This window comes from Lapidilactobacillus bayanensis (assembly GCF_003946695.1).
Classification (GTDB): Bacteria; Bacillota; Bacilli; order Lactobacillales; family Lactobacillaceae; genus Lapidilactobacillus; species Lapidilactobacillus bayanensis.
On record NZ_RHOX01000001.1, the window covers coordinates 156,373 to 180,335 of the forward strand.

Genomic DNA, 23,963 nt, shown 5'->3' on the forward strand with positions numbered 1-23,963 from the left:
AATAAAATGTTAAATATTTTTGGTAATTTTGCTATTTCAGCGCGATTTAGCTAAAATGGAAGTCATGGATTACTTATTAAAACTTCAGCAGCTCGCGCGTCCTTATCAAACTGATTTTGATGTGCAAGTCCGTTTGGCTGAAATTAAGCGTTGCGTTCAAGAAATTGGTCAAGGACAACTCTTATCGCGTCCATTACCGATTTTACAATTAGAACAGAATTGCTGGCTCGACTTTTTAGCAGTGGGGTTACAACAATCAATACCAGCTGAGCAAATCGAACAGGATTTTCAAACGTTAAATTATTTGTTTGGTAATTTTCGCAAGTATTTGCAATATCATTTTGGTCAGTGGACCTTAATCTCGCAGCAGGCGTTAACGATTTGGACGAAATATTGGCCGCAAAAAAGTTACTTAGAAGTTATGGCGGGCAATGGTGTTTTGGCACGGGGTTTAGTTGCCCACGGTCAAACAGTGATTGCAACAGATAGTTTTGCTTGGCAAGCTGAGAATAAAACCGGCCGTGAATTACATTATCCCGTGCAAGATGCTGATGCTTTAACCGCAATTGCCAAATATGGCCGTCAAGTTGACGCGGTACTCTTGAGTTGGTCGCCTGATCACGATCCCATTGATGTGCTAATTGCCCAACAAATTCGCCAATTGCCTAATCATCCTGACTTAATTGTTATCGGTGAGAAGTTTGGTGTGACCAATAGTCAATTATTTTGGCAAACACAAGCGGTGGCATTTTCGCCACAAGTGCGATTAATCAATCGCTATTTACCCCAACATGATTTAGTTAAAGAACAAGTTTTTCTAATCCGTTAAAAGTATTCGGAGTAATTTCATGAAAAAAAAGATATTCCTTGATTTAGTTTTGGTCTTATTGACGTTTCTAATGTTTCTGTGTTTCCGCCAAAACGAGCAACGCAATAATGAAAGCCGCTTGAATCGTAACGGCCTTTCTGTTGATAGTCTGATCGTAACTGGTGCGAAGAAGCAATCCTTGGAAACTGTGGTGCAACAAATTTCGAAGAGTTCACTTAAGCATTACCAAATCCAATTTGTTGACGAACATGATCCCAATTTTTCTTATATTTATGCTGAGGGTGATGGTAGCAGTCAACTACCCCTTATTTCCGGTCGTTTCTTTAATCAAAACGATTATGAATCAGAAGTACCTTTCGTCGTCTTAGGCACGAATTTAACTAAAAGCACTTATCAACCTCAAGCCCAGCAGTATTATGATCTTAGTGGTAACTATTACGCGGTCATTGGGGTGACCGGGGTGACAGATAATTCGGCGATTAATAATCATACTTTTATTTCATTATCGCCTAAGCAGCAATTGAGCAATCAGATTACCACGTCGCAATTCCGGATTATTTACGATCCTGTTGTCCAGAAGTCGAGTGATACAAAGAAGTTGTTGCAAATTCTTCAGGCAACCGGCACGAAGCGATTAGTTGATAGCTCGTCGATTACACGGGAGCGTCAAGGTTGGTTCGCTCGTTCAGGGATGATTATTACGCAAGTGATTTTAATATTAGCTCTAATGATTATCATGACTTGGATTTTAGCTTATTTGGTTATTTTTGCCAGCAAGCAATTCAATCTCGGCTCTTTTTTACAAAATCAATTAACCCTAAAAATGTTAGGTCAGTTAGCAACGCATTTAGTTTTGGCAACAGGGATCGGCTTCTTAATTGGTTGGCAAACTCAAGAAATAACCACGCCAGTCATCATTTTAGGCATCATCATGATTTTTGATTTAATTGCCTTGGTCGGCACATATTTATATTTAACATACTCGCAGCACTATACCCACTTAAAACAAGTGCTAGATTCTAATGAGAAGCAGGGATAATATGACTTTGCCACAAGCTTTTATTGATAAATATCAACATTTATTAGGCGCCGATGCAGACGCCTTTTTTGCCGCATTGCAACAGCCAGCCGTTGCTGGTTTTAGAGTTAACCCGCGCAAAGTAACGGCACAACTACATCAAAATTTTGCGACCAATTATCAACCAGTCCCTTGGAATCCTTCTGGTTATTATGGCAAAATTTCCGGACGCGATATTGCCCAACTTTCTGGTGCAATTTACAGTCAAGAACCAAGTGCTCAGGGTGTGGCGGCTTTGGCTGATCCACAACCCGGAATGCGCGTGCTAGATTTGTGCGCAGCTCCTGGCGGGAAGACGACACAATTAGCTGGCTTATTAAATGGCACTGGTTTATTAGTTGCCAACGAAATTGATCGTCAGCGCGCTAAAGTTCTGTCAGAAAATGTTGAGCGGTTTGGCTATGACAATGTTGTGGTCGTTAACCACGATCCGGACAGTTTAGCAGCTAGCTTACCACAATTTTTCGACTTGATTGTCATCGATGCGCCTTGTTCAGGTGAGGGAATGTTTCGTAAAGACCCCGAAGCGATAAGTTATTGGTCACCTGACTATGTGTTGCAATGTCAAGAACGACAACGTAATATTTTAAAGGCCGCCTTAAAAATGTTGCGGGCTGACGGTCAAATTGTTTATTCTACCTGTACTTTTGCGCCGGAAGAAGACGAAGAAAACATTGATTGGCTACTGCAAAATTATCCAGCGCTAGCAGTGGTGACACCGCCGGCAACTTGGCCCGGTGTCGATGCTGGTCGTCCAGAATGGGGCCACGATAATCCAGCATTAGTTGGTGCGCGCCGCTTTTGGCCGCAACACGTGCAAGGTGAGGGCCATTTCATGGTTAAGTTGCAGGCTGATGGACTTGTTGTTAAATCGACAGAACCCAAAAAATTAGCAACCAACAGCCGACAAACGAAAAAGGACAAACGAACAGTAGCGCCGAACAATACCCGTTTAAATCAAACACAACAAAAATTATTTGATCAGTTCGTTGAACAAACCTATCGCGTAACACCTGATTGGACTCGCGGTAACTTACAGTTACAAAAAGATCAGTTATTTGTTTTGCCCGCTGAGCTGAATGAGCTAACCAACTTAAAATATGTCCGCCGTGGTCTCTGGTTAGGCGAATTTCGCAAAAACCGCTTCGTCCCCAACCATGCTCTGATTATGGCAAGCACACCTGAGCAACTCAAAACGGTTATCGATTTAAATATGAGCCAATACCAACAATATGTGCACGGTGATGTCATCCGTTTAACAACAACGCTTACCAAGGGCTGGTATGGTGTTAGTTATCAGAAGCAAATTTATAGTTGGGGCTATTTAGTCGAGCAAACTCTGAAAAACTTTTATCCTAAAGGGCTACGTTTTTAATCGTTGCTGATTAAAATAGCCAATTTAGAATAACCAATCGAGGAAGCGCAATGACAAAATATTTAGCACTTTTACGTGGCATCAATGTTGGTGGGAAAACTAAAGTCATGATGTCCGAACTCAAACAAGTCTTTAGTGAACTCGGTTTTAAAAACGTTCAAACTTATATCAACAGTGGTAATGTTCTTTTTACGACTGACCAGACCGACATCTTAAATCTGCAAGCACAATGCCAGGCCGCAATTGCCGCACATTTCGGCATTGAGGTACCGGTAGCCGTCCTGTCCGTTACAGATTTAGCCACCGCCGTCAGCAATGTGTCTAATTGGTGGGGACACGATCCTGAAGTGAAACATAATGCAATCGTGGTGATTCCACCGACTCAAGTTGAGACTGTACTGGGCGAAGTCGTGGCAGCAAAGCCAGAATACGAACAAGTAGAAACCTGGGGCCAAGTAATTTTTTGGTCCGCACCGATTAAAACCTTTTCGCGAACACGTTGGGCCAAAGTGGCGACCAAAGCTAGCTATCGTAAGATCACAATCCGCAATGCTAACACGATTTACAAATTATTAAAGTTAGCAACAGAAAATTAAAAAATGCCGAACACTGATGTAGGTTAGTGAATGAATAGCGGTAAAAAATAGCTTCTGTGATTAGACTTGACATCATCACAGAAGCTGTTACGCTAATAATATGTAAGCGGTTAATTGATTGAACTCTAGGGAGGAGAGTACCCACCAATGTCAAAATGGTTAGTGCCAAATCAAATTAAATTTGTCGCACTTTTAATTAGTGCGTTGTTATTAATTAGTGGCTGTCAAACAGCACAACATTCGAACTCGATCAATGGCGAGCAACTAACTAAGGATTGGCATTTTGGTGAAAAATATCGAGTTGTTACGGATCAAGAAGTTGGCCAAGGGCGAGTTTTAGCGTTAAATGGTCACGAAATAAAATCCCAACAACCGCTAAAGCTTTCTGCAAAGACGAAAGCACTAGAAATAGATTTAGGAAATTTTACACCGGCTAATGTGACTTTCTTTTTCATTGACCAAGTTTTACTAACTGCCGATCAAATTGCTGACACCCAAGGTTCGAGCACTATTCCTTTGCATAAAAAACAATTGACCTCTGGCCAACACCAATTAAATATCATGCAATTTAAAAACGATCGTCATCAAGGAGCAGTGCGCCTCAATCGAATTGTTAAGTATATCGTCGAATAAAAGAAGATAAGCGTTTTGAACAACATGATAAAATCAGCTTTTCAGGAGGTTATTGGAGATGCGTAAAAAATTCACACTATTTAGTGTTGCCCTTTTTTTAATCTTTGGTTTCCTAATACTTTACTTAGCACGTCCTCAGGCTGCTCAGACAAAATCTGTCTATTTGCAAGATTTATACTTTGAATTAAGTACCGAGTCAATCACCACGAATGCGATTCATCATAAAATTGGTGCCATTTCAGATAAGATTTCCCCCAGCAAAAAGCCGACTAATAATGGCGAATCTAATTTTTTGCAAGCGGGGACGCCGGTTTATTTATATGCGGTCACCGATTCAAATCATGATGCTGATACATCTGTGGCTTATGGAATCGTTTATCAAGATCATTCCCATCGATATCATTTATTGACGACAGATGTAACACACCAGTCCCAACGTCAATTTTATCAGCTTTATCGTCAGTATCTACAAGTTTCGTATTCGGCTTTCGTCAAAGGGATGCAAGCGGGCGTTTTGCGTCGTTGATTAGAGCTCATTCTTAAGTGCTACAATAATCGTTTTAGAGGAGCAGAGATAAAATCTCAGCTCCTTTTTTTACTTTAGTTTGACGGATTAAAGACAATGACGCAAAATAATGTTTTATTGAATCCCAATAATTATTTATTGATTATCGATAAAGTATGTGCTATCTTAAAATTAATTAATTAGATTGAGGTGGTCTCTTGAAACGTCAAATTATTATATTGAAACTCGCACTAATTGCTGCCGTGGCACTGGTTCTTTTCTTTGCGACGATGATTGCGTTTAAATTATTTAGCGGCGCAACGTTAAGAATGGGAATTAGCGCGACTTTATTCGCAATTTCACTGACACTTGGTAGTTTACTGCTAATTTTAATTGCGTTTTGGTTAAACCGACTGTTAAATATCATTCAGAATCAACAAGTCTTTTCTAAACTGGCCTTGCCAACTGTTCGACATATTAAGATTACCATTTTCTTGATCGGGATTGATTTAATCGGGATTTTACCAATGGTTTACCAAAACGTTCAAGCTGAAGATGCACCCGGATTAATGCTGATCGGCTTCGGTATCGTCTGTTTACCTTTCGCCGTGGGAATTTTTGCGGCGATTTTAGAGCAATTATTGATTAAGGCAATTACGATGAAAGACGAAAATGATTTGACCGTTTAAGGCCTTGTTTCAACTTGGTGTGCTTTACCTAAGTTAAACGGACACCGCCACAAATATCAGAGGTTTCTTAGCAATTTTCGCTAAGAAACTATCATAATCGTGAGCTAGGAGGGCCTTTATGGCAATTAAAATTAAGCTAGATATTTTATTGGCAGAGCGCAAAATGTCTCTGACCGAATTATCAGAACAAGTTGACATCACCATGGCCAATCTTTCGATTTTAAAGAACGGCAAGGCTAAGGCGATTCGCTTCTCAACCTTGGAAAAATTATGTGTCGCATTAAAATGCCAGCCCGGTGATTTAATTGAATATCAACAATAAGTATGGTGGAATAGTGGCGCGTCAATTTAAATGTAAGATTTGTTGTGAATGACAAATCCTAGAACTGTTATGTTGCTGTTCTTCGTGCCTGCGGAAAATACACTAGTGGAACGCTGCGAGCTTGATTCGAGCCAAATCAAAGCCCAATTTGTCTCAAATGCAAACTTTCTTGTAAGTGGTAAACCACTAACAAGAATGCCGCGGCTGACCGCGATTTCCCTCCGGCACTGACAAAAGAGATGTGGTGGGATTTAACTTCAAATTTGTACTTCTCAAAATTTTAGAGAGGCAATTTAATCACTCGTCAATTCAGCGTTTGCGCAAAGGTTGCCATCTTATTTGTTTAGTGGCGGCGAAGAAATACCGCTCAGTAGTGACGTTATTGTTGGCGATTTATCGACTACAATAAGGCTCGCATTTGAGACGATTCGTACTTAAATCGGCTCAAATTGACGCCCACTATGTTCCAGCGCAAAGTATTCTTTCGCCGCCACGGCAACGCGCACGTTACATGAGCAACCTTTGTGTAAGCGCGAAGAAGAACAACATAACAGTTCTAGGTTTTAGCATTCTAGTTTCTACTTCTTCGGTTTGTAATATCACACGTTCCATGAGTATAATTTGCGTAGACGCAAAGAGAGCCGGGACAAAAATCCCAGCTCTCTTTGTTTAGGTTGTCGTTAGACGAAGATCTAAGTCCAGTGATAAACTCATTATTCGTTCCACTTCAATATTTTGTATTATGGTTTCTCTGAATTAATCAGAAACAACAATTAATGACTTGATTGCAGTACGATGATCCATGGCTTCATAAGCTGCTTGAATGTCCGCTAAAGCAAAACTTTGGGTAAAGACTTTGCCAGGATTAATCTCACCGGATAAGACAGCATCTAATAATAATTGTTTGTCATCAGTCGTAACCGAGGCAATTCCACCGCGTAAGCCAATATTGCGGAAGAACAATTCATTGGTGTTCATATTAGGATCCTGAGGAATGCCAACACGGCCAATAATTGCGCCAGGGCGACCAACCTTGACTGCAGTATCAACGGATTGTTCGGTACCAACACACTCTAAGACAGCATCCGCGCCGTTACCATCAGTTAGCACCATGACTTTAGCAACAGCTTCAGCACCACGTTCAGCAACAATATCGGTAGCTCCGAATTCACGGGCTAACTTTTGTCGATCTTCATGCCGACTCATCGCAATAATTCGTTTAGCACCGCGCAATTTAGCTGAAATGACACCGCATAGTCCAACAGCACCATCACCGAGCACAACTACCGTATCCCCAGACTTAACTTCTGCACTAGCTGCAGCGTGATAACCAGTTGCCATGACGTCGGCTAAAGTAACGAGAGATTTCAATTGATCTTCTGTATAGTCACTGGGCTGTCCCGGAATTTTAACTAGCGCCCAATTGGCATTGGTGAAACGCAAATACTCACCTTGATAACCGCCATTGCCACCGGCTTCGCGATTCAAAAAATCGCCATCAAAACCGGCTAGACAGGCAGCACAATGACCACAACCATGAGTGAAAGGGGCAATGACGAAATCCCCTGGCTGAATATCCGTCACTTCTGCGCCAACTTCAGTAACAATTCCAATTGCTTCATGACCAACTAACGTGTTAGCATCACGATGAGAAATTCCCCGATACCACCAAAGATCAGAACCACAAACACTAGCCCGAACGATTTTGATAATGGCATCAGTTGGTTGTTCAATCGTCGGCTTGGCGACTTCCTCAACAACCATTTTTCCTGGTTCAATAAACATTGCTGCTTTCATAAATAATTCCTCCTAATTTTTATAAAATTTAGGTCAACCGATTACTGATGCAATATTGACATTGATTTCATCAGGTAGTGATGCGATTAACTTCAATGTCGAAATAAACATTAGTTTCACTTGTACTATAACCCTTAAAGTACACTCTAAGGCAAGTATTATGGTTAAATTAAAAACAATTCGGTGACAACCAATCGGGAAATCAAAGTTAATGGCGAATGATGTTACTAAGGCAGCTCTAACAAAAAAATATTTTGATATTTCTAACTTCTTGATAACTCCCTAGCGCAAGGACAACCCAACTATCAAAAGATTGGAATAAAAATAATCGGGTGCTACTTGACTTAGAGCATACTCTAAGCGCTATATTGACTTTAAGCACACGATCGATAATCTTAATGATTTTACAACGAAAGGGATTAAAAAATGAACGCACGATATAAAATAGGCGAATTTGCTAAGCTAGTGGGACTTTCCACTTATACACTTCGTTATTACGAAAACGAAGGCCTGGTTGTTTCACAACGTGATGATAATGGTGTTCGTTTTTACACTGACGAGGATATTAAGTGGCTAGGTTTCTTGCTGCATTTAAAAGGGACGGGCATGAAGTTAAACGACTTGAAGGACTATGTTAAGTGGCGTGCGCAAGGTGATCAAACAATTCCACAACGTCGTGCACTATTGCGCCGCGTTCAAAAAGAAAGTGAAGCCGAAATTCGCGAACGTGAGGCCAATTTAGCCGTTTTACGCCGCAAAATTGCCTGGTACGACGGCAAATTAGATCAATCGATTAGCCATGACGAGAGTTTTGAAGATTACCTGAAACGCTTTGAATAGATCGCCATTAAATTAATCGACTTAAAAAAATAATTTAGTCATTATTGACGATAACGATCCAAATGGTTGCAAACAGCCTTGAACACAATTCCCAACACGGAAATAGGACGAAAATTGAGTCGAATTGCTGACTAACGACACGACGCTATTTCTTCACTAAACTTTTAGTCGCATAGCGTCGTGCAGTTAAAGTATTTACACTCAGATTTTTATCTTAGTTCTTTGTTGTGGAATTGTGTCTAAGGCTGTTTTTATTTAACTCATCTTTTCAAAATCTGCGACTTTCTTTAACAACTTAGCTTTCGATGCTTCACCATTAATAGGATCATCGTACTCAACGAAATAAACATAAGTATTAGACAAACAATAAACGATTTGGTAAAGCAGGCGGCGTTTAATTGTCGGCGGTAACTGATCAGGTTGCTGACCATAACCTTCATAAATTGCCGGCTTATCAGACCAATCCATGGCAAATTCGAACTCGGGATCACCATAAAGAGCCCGATCGGCATCAATGATATCAACAATTTTTGTTTCAGCCTCGTTAACCAAAATATTGGTTTCCCACAAGTCAGCGTGAACCAATGACGCAGTTTTAATGTGAACAAATAATAATTGGGCATTTTGAAAGATTTGTTTAATTTGTTCACTCTCAAGTGGGGTTAATATCTGATGATTTAATAAGAGTTCAGTGTTTTGATCAACTTCGCTGCATAGATAATCCCACCAAGAATAGAATTTAATACCAGCAATAATATTAGCAACACGGCCAAAAACTGGCGAGGTAATCGCATGCATTCGATGAAGCTCCGTGCCTAGTTGCTGATATAGTGGTGTTAATTGGGATTCAGTCTTCGTCGTTTCAGCCAAAGAATGCGCGGGCACAAATTTTTCAATCATATAGTCACGATCAAGTAGCGTTCGACTTTCATCATAGACCACAATTGTTGGACAAGGAATATTAGCGGCGTGCAATCGCTGATATATTTCAACTTCGGCTGCCATTAATTTTTGTTCGTAGGGTAGTAGCAGCTGGCGATTAATCGGGCCCACTCGCAGAACATAATTATCACCAGTAGCGAGCAGTTTGATTTGATAGGTGGTATTGAATAATCCCCCGTGCATTAACTTACTGGCAAAATCTACCGTCTTAAATTGTTGCTGAACAATAGCCGTTAATTCTTGATTAGTCAACTCTTGGTATAAAAATGAGCCCATAAATTCTCCCCATTACCTACATATTTCGTTAAACAAATTTACATGGAGATATTTTAGCATTGCTTTGCCAACACTGCAAGGGCTTTCAAATGTCAAATAATTGCTCACCTGAATTCAGTTCTAGAAAGTTAGTCAGAACTAAATTGCTAATGGTACCTCTTAGGAAACGATTTGATTTTCGTTTTGCTATTTTTGATGGTCTCGATTTTCTTTCTCATGGTTGTTAATAATTTGACGAGGTTATATGCTAATAAACGTAAGATGGTTGATATGTTTAAACCAATGAACGAATTTATCATGGAGGATCTATTGATGTCGATGAAAAAATCTGTGACAGCCTTAAAAAACTCATTTACTGACTGCCAAGAAATGTTTGAAGCACTAGGCGATGTTAACCGCCAAAACATTTTATTAGTATTATGTGACACGACTTGTTCAACGGGCTTACGTGTTGGTGCCATTACCGCGGCCGTCAATTTATCGCGGCCAGCCGTTTCACATCATTTGAAAATTTTGCGCGCAGCAAAACTGGTTTCAGTTCGTCATGAAGGCGCGATGAATTTTTATTACGCCGATATTCAAACTAATTTTGATAAGTTACAAACTTTATTGACCAATCTGGCAACACTGAAGGAGAACACTATTCATCATGACTGAAACGATGCAAGCGCTAGTCGCGCAAAACTCAAAGGTGACGCCTAAATTTCGACGAGTACCGCTACCAATCATGGCTGCCGAACAAGTTTTAATTAAAGTTGCGGCGGTTAGTATTAATCCAGTCGATCAGATTTACCGCACAATCGATTTATTTTACGCCGATCACTTTCAATACCCACTAATTTTAGGCAATGATCTGGCAGGTACAGTCGTTGCTGTAGGGAAAAACGTGACCAAGTTTAAGATTGGCGATCATGTTTATGGACGAATTGGTCACTTAGAAGGTGGCACTTTTGCCAAATACAGTGCCGTCGCCGCAAGCAATTTGGCCCATGCGCCTCAAAACAACTCGTTAGCTGAAGCAGCGGCGATTCCTTTAGTAGGCTTGACAGCGTATCAAATTATTCACGTTCGTTTAGCAGCAAAACCTGGTCAAAAACTATTTATTAATGGCGGATCCGGTGGTGTTGGAACAATGGCTATTCAAATTGCCCGAATTCTTGGTTTAGAAGTGGCGACCACCGCCAGCACCAAAAATAGTCTCTTGCTGCAACAATTAGGTGCAAATACCGTAATTGATTATCAGCACCAAGATTTCACTAAAACTTTACGTGATTATGATGGCTTTTTGGATACGCGCCGGGAAACAAACTTGACCACGGCCCTACAAATTTTAAAACCTGGTGGTCAGTATCTGACACTCAACAATATGCCGCAGCCTAGTTTTGCCGATCAACAGCACTTAGGCGTATTCAAGAAAGCGGCCTTTGCCGTTGTCTCCGCTAAAAATCGACGAATAGCTCGTCGACAAAAGATCAGCTATGAATTCTATTTAATGCACGAAAGCGGCGCCCAACTACAACAACTAACAGAGTGGCTCGAAGCAGGGCAGCTACGGCCCGTTATCGATCGAACTTATTCTTTCGCTGAACTTCCAGCCGCATTAGCCTATTCAAAACAAGGACACACAGTTGGAAAAGTCGTTGTGACCATGAATTGATAATGATTGCTGATGACAGGCACACTATTTGCCTCGTTAAAAAATTGAGCAACTCGGAAAAAGTGGCTAGCTGAAAAAATGGGTGGCCTAACACTGTCAATCAATTATGTGTGATCAGCATGCCTAGATTTCAGAAAATCATCGGGTATTAAACTTGCCAGTAATAGTAGTAATTGCCAGCGACAATCTGTTATCGGACGTCCATGCATGAGTGTGAGTAAGTTGAACGATCCCAAGCCGGCATATCCTAAACAAAGTGCAAAATAGGTCATTGGTAAAATATAGGTTACTGCAATATTCTTCGTGAGACGATAACTGATGACAACAACGCCAGCTAATAACAGATTTTTCGTCATAAAATCTGCAAGCAAAGGCAGTAATGAAACTGGGCTCGTATGCACGCGATATATCAGCACGATACTAATATCTAGTAGACTCAATATCAATAAAAACCACAGAATTCGGGCAAATTGAAGCAATGGTAGTCGGAAATGTTTACTATTAATCACCGCTTGGATAGACGCTGACTGATCGGGGAGAAAGACTGTTGGCAAGCAAATAATCGCAATCAGTGGTACGAAAAGTTCACCTGGCATTGCCGCTTGTACAATAGCAGTTGGTGCAAGGTTGAACAGTAGCGGCAGTAAACAAGCTAACGCGATTGCAACGAAGGTCATCAATAATGTGTTGGCTTTAAGATCTTTGCTAATGGCGTGATAAAGCAATGAGGTAGCCCCCTTTTTTAATCTGTCCGATTAACATTGTGATGCCAATCATGATTAAGGCCAATAGGACATAACTGGCTCGATTGAGAAGCAGATCGTTGAGATGCTCGTAAAAGTAGGCGACGTTGTGAAGTGAATTATGGCGAGGCATCAGCAGCAACCCGTAATAACCATCAACACGGCGAGCGCCAAGCATCATGGTGACAAGCCACCAACAAATCTGGCCGGCAAAACCAAGAAAGTTACCGAATAGCTCATACGTCAAAAACCCGACGGCACTACTGACCATTAAGGTTGGTAATACCCAAATGATGGCCGCCTTCATAAAAGCCAATAGATCGAGTGAGCGATGCGGGTACGAGCTGACCACTTGAATCGTTAAATAAACGCTCACTGCAAGCACTGGGAGCAACAAAACGAGCAGGCTGGCAGCATATCGAGTTAATAGCCGTCTATTACGTGAAACTGCCTTAGAGTGAATTGCTGCCGCTGCGTGACTGCGACGATCGTCAGCGCAGAAGGCCAGTACAATGACGGTCGGTAAAATACCGACAATTAGCGTAGCGATATCTGCAAAGACGCGCGCAAAGGCTCCAGAGATTTTGTCACGCTCCAAAATCAAATGATAATCATGTTTTGCTTCACGAGAGGTCATTTGCCTACTTGCTAATGTGACGACATTTGACGGTGTATAACTTGAATGTCCGCCTAAAAGTTGATCAACAAGCTTGAGCGTCGCGTTCAATGTTGGTCGATTTGGTGCCTGCCGCAGGGCAATAATCTTGGTGCGCATCTGATTGCGTTTGTTTGCTGCGAGTGACGTTGTCTTGGCAAATCCCAGTGGATAGGTGGTGTAACTATTCATAGTGTATTCGGTAGTCAATTGGTCAAGTACACTAGTTTTAATCGTTCGAAAATCGGTCGCATAAATCGAGTCGTAGTCGTTAGGGGCAGGTATGTGCGCCAAGCTACGATTCATCATTGGATTAACATTGATGACAATGAATGCAAACACCAGCGCGCTGTATATCAAAAATGCAAGGCTATTAAATAGCCGTTTTATTTCAAGCCATAATAATCTCACGAGATCGCCCCCTCATGTTGTAGTTGCAAATAGAGATAAGCTTCCTCAAGCGTTGGTACCACTGGCACTTCTGAAGTAGTAGCCGCGATAAAGCGAAAGTGAATCTGATTAGTCTCCGTCACTTGCTCACTAATCTGGTGTGTCTGCTTAAAATGAACCGCAGATTCAGCAGGAATCAGCGCTTGATAGACATGCCCTCTAGCTAAGTCCGTTAATTCAGTCGTTGTCCCAGTGAATAGTAATTGACCATGATCCAAAACACCGATTTGGTTGGTTGTCGCTTCAACATCAGACACAATGTGTGTTGAAAGCAGAACAGTTCGATCGGTGGCAAAATCTGTCAAGAGATTGCGCAACCGGATTCGTTCTTCTGGATCAAGTCCCGCCGTTGGTTCATCAACAATCAGTACTTGAGGATTATTAATCAGTGCTTGCGCAATACCAAGTCGTTGCAGCATTCCGCCAGACAGGGCCTTAACTTTAGTGCCGGATTTAGCTGTTAGATTAACACGATCAAGCAGTTGCGCAATGCGACCGTTCTGCTCACGAACCGGCACATTGGCGAGCGTGGCCAAATAGCTCAGAGCAGCCTTAACTTTCATGTTGGGATAAAAGGAAAAGTTCTGTGGTAAATAACCAATCAGGTTACGAACTGCTTGTGGTTGTGTCAGGGGAATATCGCAAATTTTAGCAACGCCACTCGTTGGTTGTTCCAGTGTCGTCAGAATTTTCATTAGGGTTGATTTACCCGCACCATTCTTACCCAGCAGGCCGAACATACCATTGCCGATTTCGAGGGTTAGGTGGTTGAGCGCTGGTGTTGGCTTCTTGCGATACTCTTTGGTGAGATTTGAAATTTGAATCGAACTCATAAAAATACGCCTCCTTGTTTTAGTAACAAGAAGACGATAACAAGTAATTATCAACTATCTATCAACAAATGCCAAACTATCAATAAATACTGACGGTTAAATTTTGAAACGAGCGCTGGTGACAACGCCTGTTGAAACATTGCCAACGATGAAATCACCACCGTTGGTTTGACAAAGCACTTTACAGATATACATGCCCACACCCAGATGCCCACACCCAGATGGTGATCAGCACTTTGCTGTGAGAAAAACGGCACACGCACATTAGCGAGCTCAGTTGCGGAAAGATGAGGGCCATCATTGAACACTCGGACTTCAAGTGTTTGTGCCGTTAACGTTAAGGTTAAATTAATGACAGATTTAGCAAAGCGTTTGGCATTACTCAACTGATTGTCAAGCACTTCAAGAATTGCGTTTGTTGGTAAATTGAATGTGCTTTGTTCTTGGATCTGATTGCTGATTACAAAGTTAATTTGAAGTTGAGCAGGAACAAGCTTAATTTCGCGTTGGACCAGATTTGTCAGTTCTGCGGGCGTACAATTTTGCTTTGTTACTGGTGCTACTTGTAACGAAGTAATTTTACTCATCAAGCCGATAAAATCGATCACACGAACCAACTGTGCTTGCATGTCTTGTACTAATTCCTGCGTGTCAGTCTGTTTAAGACGAGTCGTTAACATCTCGGCGTCACCTTGAAGCACAGTCAGTGGCGTGCGCAAATCATGAGCAAAGGCCGCGTTAACTTCCTTCTGGTCTTCGAGTAACCGCCACGACTGCTGTAATGCATCACGCAAGGCCAAACGCATTTGCTCAAAAGATTGGGTTAATGCGCCTAACTCGTCGTGATTCGAATTGTGGAGTTCAAAGTCAAGATTCTGCGCTTGAATTTGCTTAATACCATAGTTTAGCTGTTCCAGTGAGTGTGCAAGCTTAATCTGATAGAAAATGTCAGCGGTTTTGCGCATGACCAGCGCTAAAATCAAAAAGCTCCCCAGAATACCACCGCCAAACAGCAGAGATATCCCAATCAGTTCGGTTGAAAAGCCAAGGAGTCTATGATTAATAAAATAGGGGTGCACGAGATCAAGTAAGCTGTTCCAACTGAGAATGAAAATCAAAATCAGCGCGGTGGCAAGCAAAGTACCAATCAGGGTCATATGGAGTAGCGCTTGTCTAATCGGTAAGTCAGCTAACCTCTGTCTTAATTTTTCCATCGATAACCCACTCCCCAGACTGTTTCAATTGGTGTCGCTGTGTGGTGCTGGTTAAATTGATGACGAATGCGGCGAATATGTTCGGCGATGACATGACTATCGCCTTCAGCGTCATAACCTCAGATTTTTTCGTAGAGTTGTTCACGACTGAAGACTTGATTCGGGTTTTGACTCAACAATTCGATGAGCTGATATTGTTTGAGTGCTAGATCTAATGATTGCAAGTCGACGGTAACTATTTTTGCAGTGTAATTAACGATTACCGAACCAAATGCGGCGACCTGATCTTGATGTTTCTGAGTCGTTTCACGGCGTAAATGCGCGTCAATTCTAGCGGCAAGTTCACCAAGCGAGAAGGGTTTAACGACATAATCATCACCGCCAGAACTGAGCCCGCGGATCTTATCTTGATCACTCACACGTGCTGTCAAAAAGATAATCGGGACGCTTGTAAATTGACGAATGCGGGCGACTAAGTTGAACCCGTTAATGTCGGGTAAACTGACATCTAACAAAATCAAGTCTGGTTTTTTAGTGAGTAACTGAAGGGCGGCTTCACCGCTTGCGGCTGTATCAAGTAAATAATGCGGTGTGTAGTTGGTGAAGAAGCGCAGCAGCATCTTGCAAATATCAGGGTCGTCATCAACGACAAGAATCCGATTATCCATAGTTGGCTCCTTATAAAATAAAGTACTTTGAATTTATTAGATCGATCTTTTTTGTGCGTACAAGAAATACGTGGGTGAACTTTATTGAGAGCGGCAAATCCTAGAACTGTTATGTTGCACTTCTCCGTGCCTACGGGAAATACGCTGGTGGAACGCTGTGGGCTCGACTTTAAGCCAATCTACGATTGTCTTAAAGCTCGGCCTTGTCGTAAGCGATAAATCGCTAACGACAATTTCACAGCTGACCGCGATTTCTTTCCGGCACTGACTAAAGTGAGTTAGTGCGATTAAACCACAAATTTTCACTTCTCAAAATTGGAAGGTAATTCAACCACTTGTCAATTCAGCGCTTGCGCAAAGGTTTCCCGCTCGTTTGTCTAGTGAGGGAAAATAAATACCGCTCAGTGGTGAGATTGTAGTTGCAGCTTTAGCTGTTACTACAAGACCTGTCTTGGAGACAATTTTGCAAAAAATTGGCTTCAAGCAGCGTCCACCACGTTCCAGCGAAAGTATTTATTTTCCCTCACGGTACGCGCGACACTTCGTATGCAAGCAACCTTTGCGCAAGCGCGAAGAAGTCTAAAATAATAGTTTTAGTTGCCACCGCTTTTGAACAGTAATGTTCCTGCACCAAGTGTTTCTTTGCGACCACGACAACGCACTACGTTTGATAAACAACTTCCTGCGGATGTGAGAAAGCACAGATTAGCACCGCTCAAATTTGACGTGTTAAATCAGCACCGTGACTAGCGAGTACCTGTTTAAACCAAGCAAAAGAATCTTTGCGGATCCGTTTAAGTGAGCCGTGACCTTGATCGTCCATATCGACATAGACAAAACCATAACGCTTCTTCATCTCGCCGGTGCTCAAAGAAACCAAATCGGTGTTGCCCCACATGGTGTAACCAATGCATGGCACATGATCAAGTGTAATCGCATCACGAATTGCTTTTAAATGATCGCGTAAATAATTAATGCGATAATCGTCATGAACTTGTCCATCTGCCGTTAATTCATCAACAGCACCCAAGCCATTTTCAATGACAATCAATGGTTTCTGGTAGCGGTCGTATAATTCATTCAAACAATAACGCAAACCCAGCGGATCAATTGGCCAGCCCCAAGGTGTTGAAACTAAATAGGGATTCTCATTATTAACTTTAACGCTGCCGTCTGCTTGAGCCGTCGCGACCATCGACCGATAATAGCTAAAGGAGATGAAATCAATTGTATTCTCTTTAAGTAATTGCAAATCAGCCGGTGTTGTTTGCAAAGTGACACCTTCTGCAGCGAACTTTTCTGCCGTATAGTTAGGATAATAACCACGCGCCATAACATCAACGTAGAATAGGCCATCATTGCGTCGTGTCTGGTAAGCCGCAAAAACATCTTCTGGTTTACAGGTTGCTGGATAAGTCTCACTTAAGGCATACATTGCCCCGAATTGTGCCTCAGGATTAATTGCGCGACCATTTTTGATTGCTAACGCATTGGCGACAAACATGTGGTGAATGGCTTGATAACGTGTCTGCGGATCTTGTTGATGAGTACCGATGGCGATATAACCGCTTAAAATATTAATTTCATTGAAAGTGATCCAATAACGAACTCGGCCACGATAATGACGAATTAACGTTTCGGCGTACTTCACATAACAATCAATCACATGGCGACTGGACCAGCCATCATATTTCACACAGAGCTCGTTGGGTAATTCATCATGGCAAATCGTCACGATTGGCTCAATTCCATTGGCAATTAAATAGTCAATCACTTGATCATAAAAATGTAGACCATTTTGATTAGGTTCAGCTTCATCACCAGTTGGAAAAATTCGACTCCAACAAATCGAAAAACGATAAGTAGTGAAACCCATCTCTGCCATTAAATCAATATCTTCTTGCCAATGATGATAAAAATCCGTCGCTTGGTGACTAGGGTAGTAAACATCGTCATATAAAGCCACCTCAGCGCCAGCAGGCAACGAATCGTGCGCATTGACTGTGCCACGACTGCCATCTTTTAAACGCAACGTCAATTGCCGTGGTTGCGTCGCTGAACCAGTTGTTTCAAAATCATGACTTAATAAACCACGACCGTCTTGATCGTAGCCACCTTCATACTGAAAGTCAGCAGTCTCGCCGCCCCACAAAAAATCTTTCGGAAATGTTGTCAAAATTTGCCTCCTGTATTAACACCATATTTTCGTCAAGCAAAAGTTCGGTTGACTGCTGATATCAACCAACAGCAGTCAATTCATGTTTATTCTAAGCCAAGTAACTTGAAAAAGAAAACGCTAATTTTATTCGGCAAGAAATGAAAAGCTGTTTATTTTCTGTTACGATAATGATTGTAGCAACTAAATGGGGGTGCAGTTAATGAGTCAAGAACAAGTGAGCTATCAAACTTATTTAACACAAAGTGAACATTTAACTTTGACCGATATGAACCAACTTCATCAAACAATTTTAACGGCCATTGATCCTAACGATGCTGACTTTCAAGAGATTTGGCAAGACTTAATTCAGACAGCCATTAAATATACAGTAATTCGTGCAGGGTGGGGTGCCTTATCACGCTCGGAAAGAATGACTAAAGATAGCGCTCGTACTAAGGCACACAACGCCGTTCTCGACAACTTTATCATTCTCGAACGACTTTGCCAAAAGAACGGTTGGCCCAGTCAAGCCTGGACGGAAAAACTCTTTTTACAAGCCGAGAGTAATCAACGTACTAAAACTGATATCACCACACACCGTCAAAGAATTGGTGACTTTGCCAATTATCTGGCCTTTATTTATGCGCTGAACAATCGTTAAGTGAGCATATTGTTCAGTTAGCCATCAACAAGACCAAGTCAAAACTAAAAATAAATGTTAAAAGGAGCTAAATCCATTTTTGGGATTGAGCTCCTTTTAGTGTCTGTCCTATTATGTTGTTCTTTGTGTGACGATTATGATTGCTGTTCTTTGTGCCCGTGAGAAATGTGCTGGTGGAAACACTGCGAGCATTGGTTTGATCCAAATAAAAACCAATTCGTCTCAAACGCAAGCTTCGTTATGAATACTAGGACCGAAAACTATTGAATTGTGCTTCTTCGTGCCTACAGAAAATACGCTGGTGGAACGCTGCGAGTTTGATTTGAGCCAAATCAAAAACCGATTTGTCTCAAATACAAACTTTCTTGTAAGTGGTAAACCACTAACAAGAATTTCGCGGCTGACCGCGATTTTCCTCCGGCACTGACAAACGAGATATGGTGTGATTTAACTGCAAATTTGTGTTTCTAAAAATTGGAAGGTAGTGTAACTACATGTTAATTCAGCGCTTGCGCAAAGGTTACCATCTTGCTAGCTTAGTGGCGGCGAAAGAATACCGCTCAGTAGTGACATTATTGTTGCAACTTTAGTTGTTACAATAAGGCTTGTCTTGGAGACAATTTTGCAAAAATTGGCTTCAAGCAGCGTCCATCACGTTCCAGCGAAAGTATTTATTTTCCCTCACGATACTCGCACACTTCATATGCAACCTTTGCGCAAGCGCGAAAAAGTGCTAGATAACAGTTTTAGTTCATATTATTTCAATTAGCGTTGTCCACTAAAGGTCGCCCAATCCAACCCAGTCTGTTGAGCAAACGAAAATAATTCTGGGCTTAAAATCAATGACAACTTCCGCAAATCAGCAACGTTATTGCAACCCAACATTGCGAAAATACCTTTGAATTCTGCCAACCAGGCTCCAAATAACACACTCATTTCATCGAAGTCGTGGTGCAATACTAAATGTAAGAAATAAGCTGACATGCCCACGAGATCGCCACCAAGGGCCAAACATTTGACTGCTTGCCAAGGTGTCCTGATCCCACCACTGGCAAATGTGATTTCTGGACGCATATTAAGAGCTTGCTGCACGTTTAGCCGTTGCAGCAGACTCTCAATCACCGTCAAGCCAAAATCGCTATAATCGGAAATTAGGGCAGTTTTACGGCGATGGTTCTCAATCTCGATGAAATTAGTTCGACTAATTCCGGAAACATCAATATTTTGTAGACCGAGTTGTAAAAGTTGGCTAATTGTCGCCGCATTCATGCCGAAACCGACTTCCTTAGCAATCAGCGGGGTCGTTTGACCAATAGTTGCTTGTAAGTGTGCTAATTTTGTCGACCACAAATAGTCTTGATCGCCTTCAGGCATGGCAAATTCTTGAGCCGCGTTTAAATGAATTTGTAGAGCATCTGCTTGCAGTAATTGCACCATTTCTTCAGCAAAGTCGGTCGGGTGATCAGCACCGACGTTTGCAAAGACAACACCGTCAGGATTCTGTTGACGCACAACTGTGAAACTTGCGGCTAATTCTGGCTCGTGTTTCAAAATGCTCATGGAACCAACGGCCATCGGGATTTTAAAGTGTGCTGCCAACTGTGCCAATTTCTGATTAATAGTTAAAGCTTGGTTAGTGCCACCAGTCATCGCGTTAATGTAAATGGGATAATTAATTGGTCGATTAAAGAGCATCTGTTCTAAATGAACAGATGCTAACTTTGTGTCTGGTAAACTGGGGTGGCTAATCCGCACGTCAGCAAATTGATCACGAGCAAATTCCGGTTGTCGATATAAGCGTTCGGCAATTGCGATGTGCTCTTTTTTACGTTGTTCTTGTTGAGAAGGCGTCATACTAAAGCCTCGCTTAAGTTATAGACAGCTAGCGGTAAAGTCTCAATATGGTGACGGGACCAATCAGAGATCAACTGGGCCTGATCCACATTGCGATCAGTAATGGCGATACCACAATCACCACCACCAGCACCAGAGAACTTTGCTGCCGCTCCGTATTTTTCAGCGATTTGACAGAGTTCTTTCAGTTCCGGAGTTTCAATATTCACGCCAGAAAAAGCACCCAGTTGTCGCAAAAGCGCTCGATTCTCGCGGATCCCACGTTTTACCGCAGCTAAATTTCCCGTCTTAATGCCAGCGATGATCCCTTGAATACATTTCTGACTATTAGCTAAGAAATCTTGATATTGGTTTTTCCGGGCAAACTTGGCAATGGTAATTTTATCAACTAAACGGCTTGTAGAAGCGGGGGAACCAGTCCAGCCGATTAAGAGTTCCAATTCGCTGGGAACATTCAAGATTTCAATCTTCAACCCCGGCCATTCACTGGCTAGAATTTCGGTAAAGGTGCGACTTTTCAAGACAGTTCGCAACCAGTCCTTATCAAACGTACTAAAGGCTAACCAACCGCCAAAAACACTAGCGGCAATATCACCTAAAGAACCATTACCTTGAATATTAAAATGAGCAATCGCCGCCAATTTAAAAATATCCATTCGCGATAAGGCTAATTGATAGAATTCGCAGAGAGCTTTAACTGTGCCCACGGTAACTGCAGCAGAACTGCCCAAGCCATACTTGCGGCCACCGTTATCTTCAAGTTGACTGTTAATATCTAAATCATAAATGCGCAATGGCTTGCCCATTTCCAAGGCGAGTGTTTCCACGACGCGAATGGCTTCAAGAATATAATGAAACGGATTATCGCGATTATCAAAGATCATTTGATCGCCTTGACGCCGCCAATGAAAATCAGTTTCAGCGTATTGCCGCGAATTAATTGTTCCTTGATCTTGCGCTTCACTAACCGAAACCGTAATAAATCGATCCAAAGAAACAATAATTGCGGGGTGTCCCGGCTCAAGCACGGCATATTCACCGGCGATATAAAGTTTTCCGGGAGCTTTAACAGTAATCATTTAATTATTTCGACCCTTCAAATACATAGTTTATTGCGCCATTAATTGGGCACCAGGACCAGGTTGACACAATGTATAAGTAAGATTTGGTATTTCTGCGTTTAAAAAATCAATAATTTTAGAAACGTCTTGCAGTTGACATATTAATTTAGGATTAGGGCCAGCGTCAAGCGTTAAATAACAACTTAAGCCTTTTGTACGAATTTTGCGCACCAATTCCCAAATTCGTAAGGTCTCCGGTGCGAAATAAGTAAACGGCGGATCCGCACTTAAAGTCGTCGCATGCATTCGTAAGGCATTTCTTTCCGCAATCGTGCCAATTTGCTCGATATCTTGAGCGGCGATTGCCGCAGACATGGTTTGAATATCTGCCTCGGCCGTTTTGACCCAGTCCTGATAATAGGGTGAGGTGGTTACGGAAGCCTGCATACCAGCACCAGATAAAATTGACTTCTGATGCTGATTGACCAATATCGCGATCACCGCAATGGGAAAATTAACTTGTTCGTTGACGTCAATTGGTTCGGCGAAAGAACTTTGATCATCAACACCAGCATGCCATAAGACAAAGCCGCCATAAATTGAGCGACTGGCCGAACCAGAACCATGTCGTGCTAAAATCGATAATGCTTTACGAGACAATGTTAAACCAGCAGCATCACTTGCAGCCACAGCTAATGCTGCAAAGGCCGACGCCGATGACGCCAAACCGGCCGCTGTGGGAACATGATTGCTACTTTTAACTAAGGCGTGTTGATTTGAGCCGGCGATTTGTCGAACGTCGTTTAAAACCCGACTTATTTTAGCAGAGACGGGTTGATCTTGACCTTCAAAAACAAATTGATCAGTCTCTTGATCTGTAAATTCAACGCTGGTTTCAGTGTAGAACTGATCTAAAGTCAGCGACAACGAACTATTGTAGGGGAGCATTTGCACAACATCGCGTTTACCCCAATATTTAACGAACGCAATATTCGTATAGGCACGTGCTAAACTCATTGAGCCGCCTCCGTTTTGGCTAAAGTCGTCAGCCAAGTTTTTTCCGAGAATTGTTTTTGTGCTTGTTGAGCAGTGGTTAAATCAGCGAAGTAACCAAAGACGCAGCCGCCTAAACCGCCACCAGTCAACTTGGCGCCTAACGCACCTTTATCACGTAATCGCTGCACGAGCGCGTTGAGTTGGGGGGTGCTGACCTGCAATTGTTGTAAGGCAGTTTGATTCTGATCAAGTAGTTGACCAAAGTGATGTTGTGAAACGGTATCATGATTGGTCAACAATACTCTGGCTTGACGAACAATTGTCTGAATTGCTGCCATTTGCGCTTGCCACAAGACCGCGTTAACCGTCTTTAACGTTGCCACTGACTGAACCGCTGCACTTGTTCGGCCAGTTAGACCGCTGTCAACAATCAGCAAATAACCAGGTAAGTTGACTTGTAGTGGTTGTGGTACTTCATGTCGTTGAAAGAAGTAACCTTGTTCAGACTTCACCACCAGTGCATCCATACCACTGGGATTACCATGCTGAATCGTTTCAGAAATATTAACCAAGTCATCAAACTCGGCCGTCGTCAATGTCACAGCGGTAAAAGCCAATAAGGCGCGTAAAACTGCCGTTGAAATTGCCGCCGAAGACCCCATGCCACGCTCAAAGGGAAGCGCACTGACAATTGTCAGTTGCAGATCAGCTGGCCATTGCACCGCGGTACCTTGGCGCGCAATAAAGGTTTCAATCATCGCTTTAATATTAGTTAATTCTTCGGGAACAATTGTCAATTGGCCGCGATAAAGTGCAGAGTCAAAAAATATATTCGGCAATTCCGCCATCGTCGTACTAGTAGCAGTCAAGGTTGCTTGCACTTTGATGTCGGTCAAGGGAATTGTTATACCAGGAATGCCATACACAACCGCATGTTCACCGACTAAGATCAACTTGGCATGACTAGTGCCAATCCCAACTTTTTTCATAAAAAACCTTCCTTAAAGACGTCCTAAACTTATGATACCTTAACTTGTGATTAAGATGACAATTTTTTGAAGTTTGAACAATTTTTTAATCTTTTGGCCTGAAATAATCGTTAACATTCGTGCTGAAACTTGTCACCAACGA

Annotated in this window: 23 protein-coding genes and 1 pseudogene; 12 read left to right on the forward strand and 12 right to left on the reverse strand. The window is 42.0% G+C overall.

Features of this window, described 5'->3' with window-relative positions:
* Positions 1-64 precede the first annotated feature (64 nt).
* From EKM65_RS00730 to EKM65_RS00765, 8 genes are all read left to right on the forward strand, one after another.
* Positions 65-829, forward strand: a complete 765-nt coding sequence (locus tag EKM65_RS00730; protein ID WP_125604508.1) for a hypothetical protein — start codon at positions 65-67, stop codon at positions 827-829.
* Between the two features lie 19 nt (positions 830-848).
* Positions 849-1,868: a hypothetical protein gene (locus EKM65_RS00735; RefSeq protein ID WP_125604510.1), complete on the forward strand. Its 1,020-nt coding sequence runs from the start codon at positions 849-851 to the stop codon at positions 1,866-1,868.
* A gap of 1 nt (position 1,869) precedes the next feature.
* On the forward strand, positions 1,870-3,282 hold the full coding sequence (locus EKM65_RS00740; RefSeq protein ID WP_125604512.1) for an RsmB/NOP family class I SAM-dependent RNA methyltransferase: 1,413 nt from the start codon (positions 1,870-1,872) through the stop codon (positions 3,280-3,282).
* A 50-nt stretch (positions 3,283-3,332) separates the two neighbouring features.
* A complete protein-coding gene (locus EKM65_RS00745; protein ID WP_125604514.1) occupies positions 3,333-3,878 on the forward strand; it encodes a DUF1697 domain-containing protein in 546 nt (181 codons plus the stop codon).
* Between the two features lie 147 nt (positions 3,879-4,025).
* A complete protein-coding gene (locus EKM65_RS00750; protein ID WP_125604516.1) occupies positions 4,026-4,511 on the forward strand; it encodes a hypothetical protein in 486 nt (161 codons plus the stop codon).
* Positions 4,512-4,569: 58 nt separating this feature from the next.
* On the forward strand, positions 4,570-5,037 hold the full coding sequence (locus EKM65_RS00755; RefSeq protein ID WP_125604518.1) for a hypothetical protein: 468 nt from the start codon (positions 4,570-4,572) through the stop codon (positions 5,035-5,037).
* A gap of 197 nt (positions 5,038-5,234) precedes the next feature.
* Positions 5,235-5,705 carry a DUF2975 domain-containing protein gene (locus tag EKM65_RS00760; RefSeq protein ID WP_125604520.1) on the forward strand — a complete coding sequence of 157 codons (471 nt, stop codon included), beginning with the start codon at positions 5,235-5,237 and terminating at the stop codon, positions 5,703-5,705.
* Between the two features lie 118 nt (positions 5,706-5,823).
* Complete coding sequence (locus tag EKM65_RS00765; protein WP_125604522.1) at positions 5,824-6,027, forward strand: helix-turn-helix domain-containing protein; 204 nt, start codon at positions 5,824-5,826, stop codon at positions 6,025-6,027.
* A 756-nt stretch (positions 6,028-6,783) separates the two neighbouring features.
* Here the strand turns inward: EKM65_RS00765 and EKM65_RS00770 are convergent.
* On the reverse strand, positions 6,784-7,824 hold the full coding sequence (locus EKM65_RS00770) for a zinc-dependent alcohol dehydrogenase family protein (RefSeq protein ID WP_125604524.1): 1,041 nt from the start codon (positions 7,822-7,824) through the stop codon (positions 6,784-6,786).
* Positions 7,825-8,250: 426 nt separating this feature from the next.
* Here EKM65_RS00770 and EKM65_RS00775 point away from each other — a divergent pair, with 426 nt between their 5' ends.
* Entirely contained in the window at positions 8,251-8,664 is a 414-nt protein-coding gene (locus EKM65_RS00775) for a MerR family transcriptional regulator (protein WP_125604526.1), read from the forward strand.
* Between the two features lie 255 nt (positions 8,665-8,919).
* Here the strand turns inward: EKM65_RS00775 and EKM65_RS00780 are convergent, their stop codons facing one another.
* Positions 8,920-9,882 carry a phosphotransferase family protein gene (locus EKM65_RS00780; RefSeq protein WP_125604527.1) on the reverse strand — a complete coding sequence of 321 codons (963 nt, stop codon included), beginning with the start codon at positions 9,880-9,882 and terminating at the stop codon, positions 8,920-8,922.
* A 312-nt stretch (positions 9,883-10,194) separates the two neighbouring features.
* Between EKM65_RS00780 and EKM65_RS00785 the strand changes: the two genes are divergently transcribed.
* Positions 10,195-10,539 (forward strand): ArsR/SmtB family transcription factor, encoded by a 345-nt coding sequence (locus tag EKM65_RS00785; protein WP_225420354.1) that lies wholly within the window; start codon positions 10,195-10,197, stop codon positions 10,537-10,539.
* Positions 10,532-11,539: an NADP-dependent oxidoreductase gene (locus tag EKM65_RS00790; protein WP_125604529.1), complete on the forward strand. Its 1,008-nt coding sequence runs from the start codon at positions 10,532-10,534 to the stop codon at positions 11,537-11,539. The genes EKM65_RS00785 and EKM65_RS00790 overlap by 8 nt, the downstream gene beginning before the upstream one ends.
* A 104-nt stretch (positions 11,540-11,643) precedes the next feature.
* Here EKM65_RS00790 and EKM65_RS00795 read toward each other — a convergent pair whose 3' ends face one another.
* The 6 genes and pseudogenes from EKM65_RS00795 to EKM65_RS00820 form a co-directional block, all read right to left on the reverse strand.
* Positions 11,644-12,264 (reverse strand): ABC transporter permease, encoded by a 621-nt coding sequence (locus EKM65_RS00795; protein ID WP_125604531.1) that lies wholly within the window; start codon positions 12,262-12,264, stop codon positions 11,644-11,646.
* The gene (locus EKM65_RS00800) at positions 12,245-13,348 is read right to left on the reverse strand and encodes an ABC transporter permease (protein WP_125604533.1); all 1,104 of its coding nucleotides are present in this window, start codon (positions 13,346-13,348) and stop codon (positions 12,245-12,247) included. Before EKM65_RS00800 ends, EKM65_RS00795 begins: the two co-directional genes overlap by 20 nt.
* Entirely contained in the window at positions 13,345-14,220 is an 876-nt protein-coding gene (locus EKM65_RS00805) for an ABC transporter ATP-binding protein (protein ID WP_125604535.1), read from the reverse strand. The genes EKM65_RS00800 and EKM65_RS00805 overlap by 4 nt, the downstream gene beginning before the upstream one ends.
* 50 nt (positions 14,221-14,270) lie before the next feature.
* On the reverse strand, positions 14,271-15,434 hold the full coding sequence (locus EKM65_RS00810) for a HAMP domain-containing sensor histidine kinase (RefSeq protein ID WP_125604538.1): 1,164 nt from the start codon (positions 15,432-15,434) through the stop codon (positions 14,271-14,273).
* Positions 15,422-16,102 (reverse strand): annotated as a pseudogene (locus EKM65_RS00815) (response regulator transcription factor). Before EKM65_RS00815 ends, EKM65_RS00810 begins: the two are co-directional and overlap by 13 nt.
* Before the next feature lie 715 nt (positions 16,103-16,817).
* Entirely contained in the window at positions 16,818-18,281 is a 1,464-nt protein-coding gene (locus tag EKM65_RS00820) for a glycoside hydrolase family 1 protein (protein ID WP_404803114.1), read from the reverse strand.
* A 199-nt stretch (positions 18,282-18,480) separates the two neighbouring features.
* Between EKM65_RS00820 and EKM65_RS00825 the strand changes: the two genes are divergently transcribed.
* Positions 18,481-18,921, forward strand: a complete 441-nt coding sequence (locus tag EKM65_RS00825) for a hypothetical protein (RefSeq protein ID WP_125604542.1) — start codon at positions 18,481-18,483, stop codon at positions 18,919-18,921.
* Positions 18,922-19,686: 765 nt separating this feature from the next.
* Here EKM65_RS00825 and fni read toward each other — a convergent pair.
* The 4 genes from fni to mvk are packed head-to-tail and all read right to left on the reverse strand — an operon-like array spanning position 19,687 to position 23,821.
* Positions 19,687-20,775, reverse strand: coding sequence for a type 2 isopentenyl-diphosphate Delta-isomerase (gene fni, locus EKM65_RS00830; protein WP_125604544.1), 1,089 nt, complete (start codon positions 20,773-20,775; stop codon positions 19,687-19,689).
* A complete protein-coding gene (locus EKM65_RS00835) occupies positions 20,772-21,854 on the reverse strand; it encodes a phosphomevalonate kinase (RefSeq protein WP_125604546.1) in 1,083 nt (360 codons plus the stop codon). Before EKM65_RS00835 ends, fni begins: the two co-directional genes overlap by 4 nt.
* 30 nt (positions 21,855-21,884) lie before the next feature.
* The gene (gene mvaD, locus EKM65_RS00840) at positions 21,885-22,853 is read right to left on the reverse strand and encodes a diphosphomevalonate decarboxylase (protein ID WP_125604548.1); all 969 of its coding nucleotides are present in this window, start codon (positions 22,851-22,853) and stop codon (positions 21,885-21,887) included.
* Complete coding sequence (mvk, locus tag EKM65_RS00845) at positions 22,850-23,821, reverse strand: mevalonate kinase (RefSeq protein ID WP_125604550.1); 972 nt, start codon at positions 23,819-23,821, stop codon at positions 22,850-22,852. Before mvk ends, mvaD begins: the two co-directional genes overlap by 4 nt.
* Between the last annotated feature and the right edge of the window lie 142 nt (positions 23,822-23,963).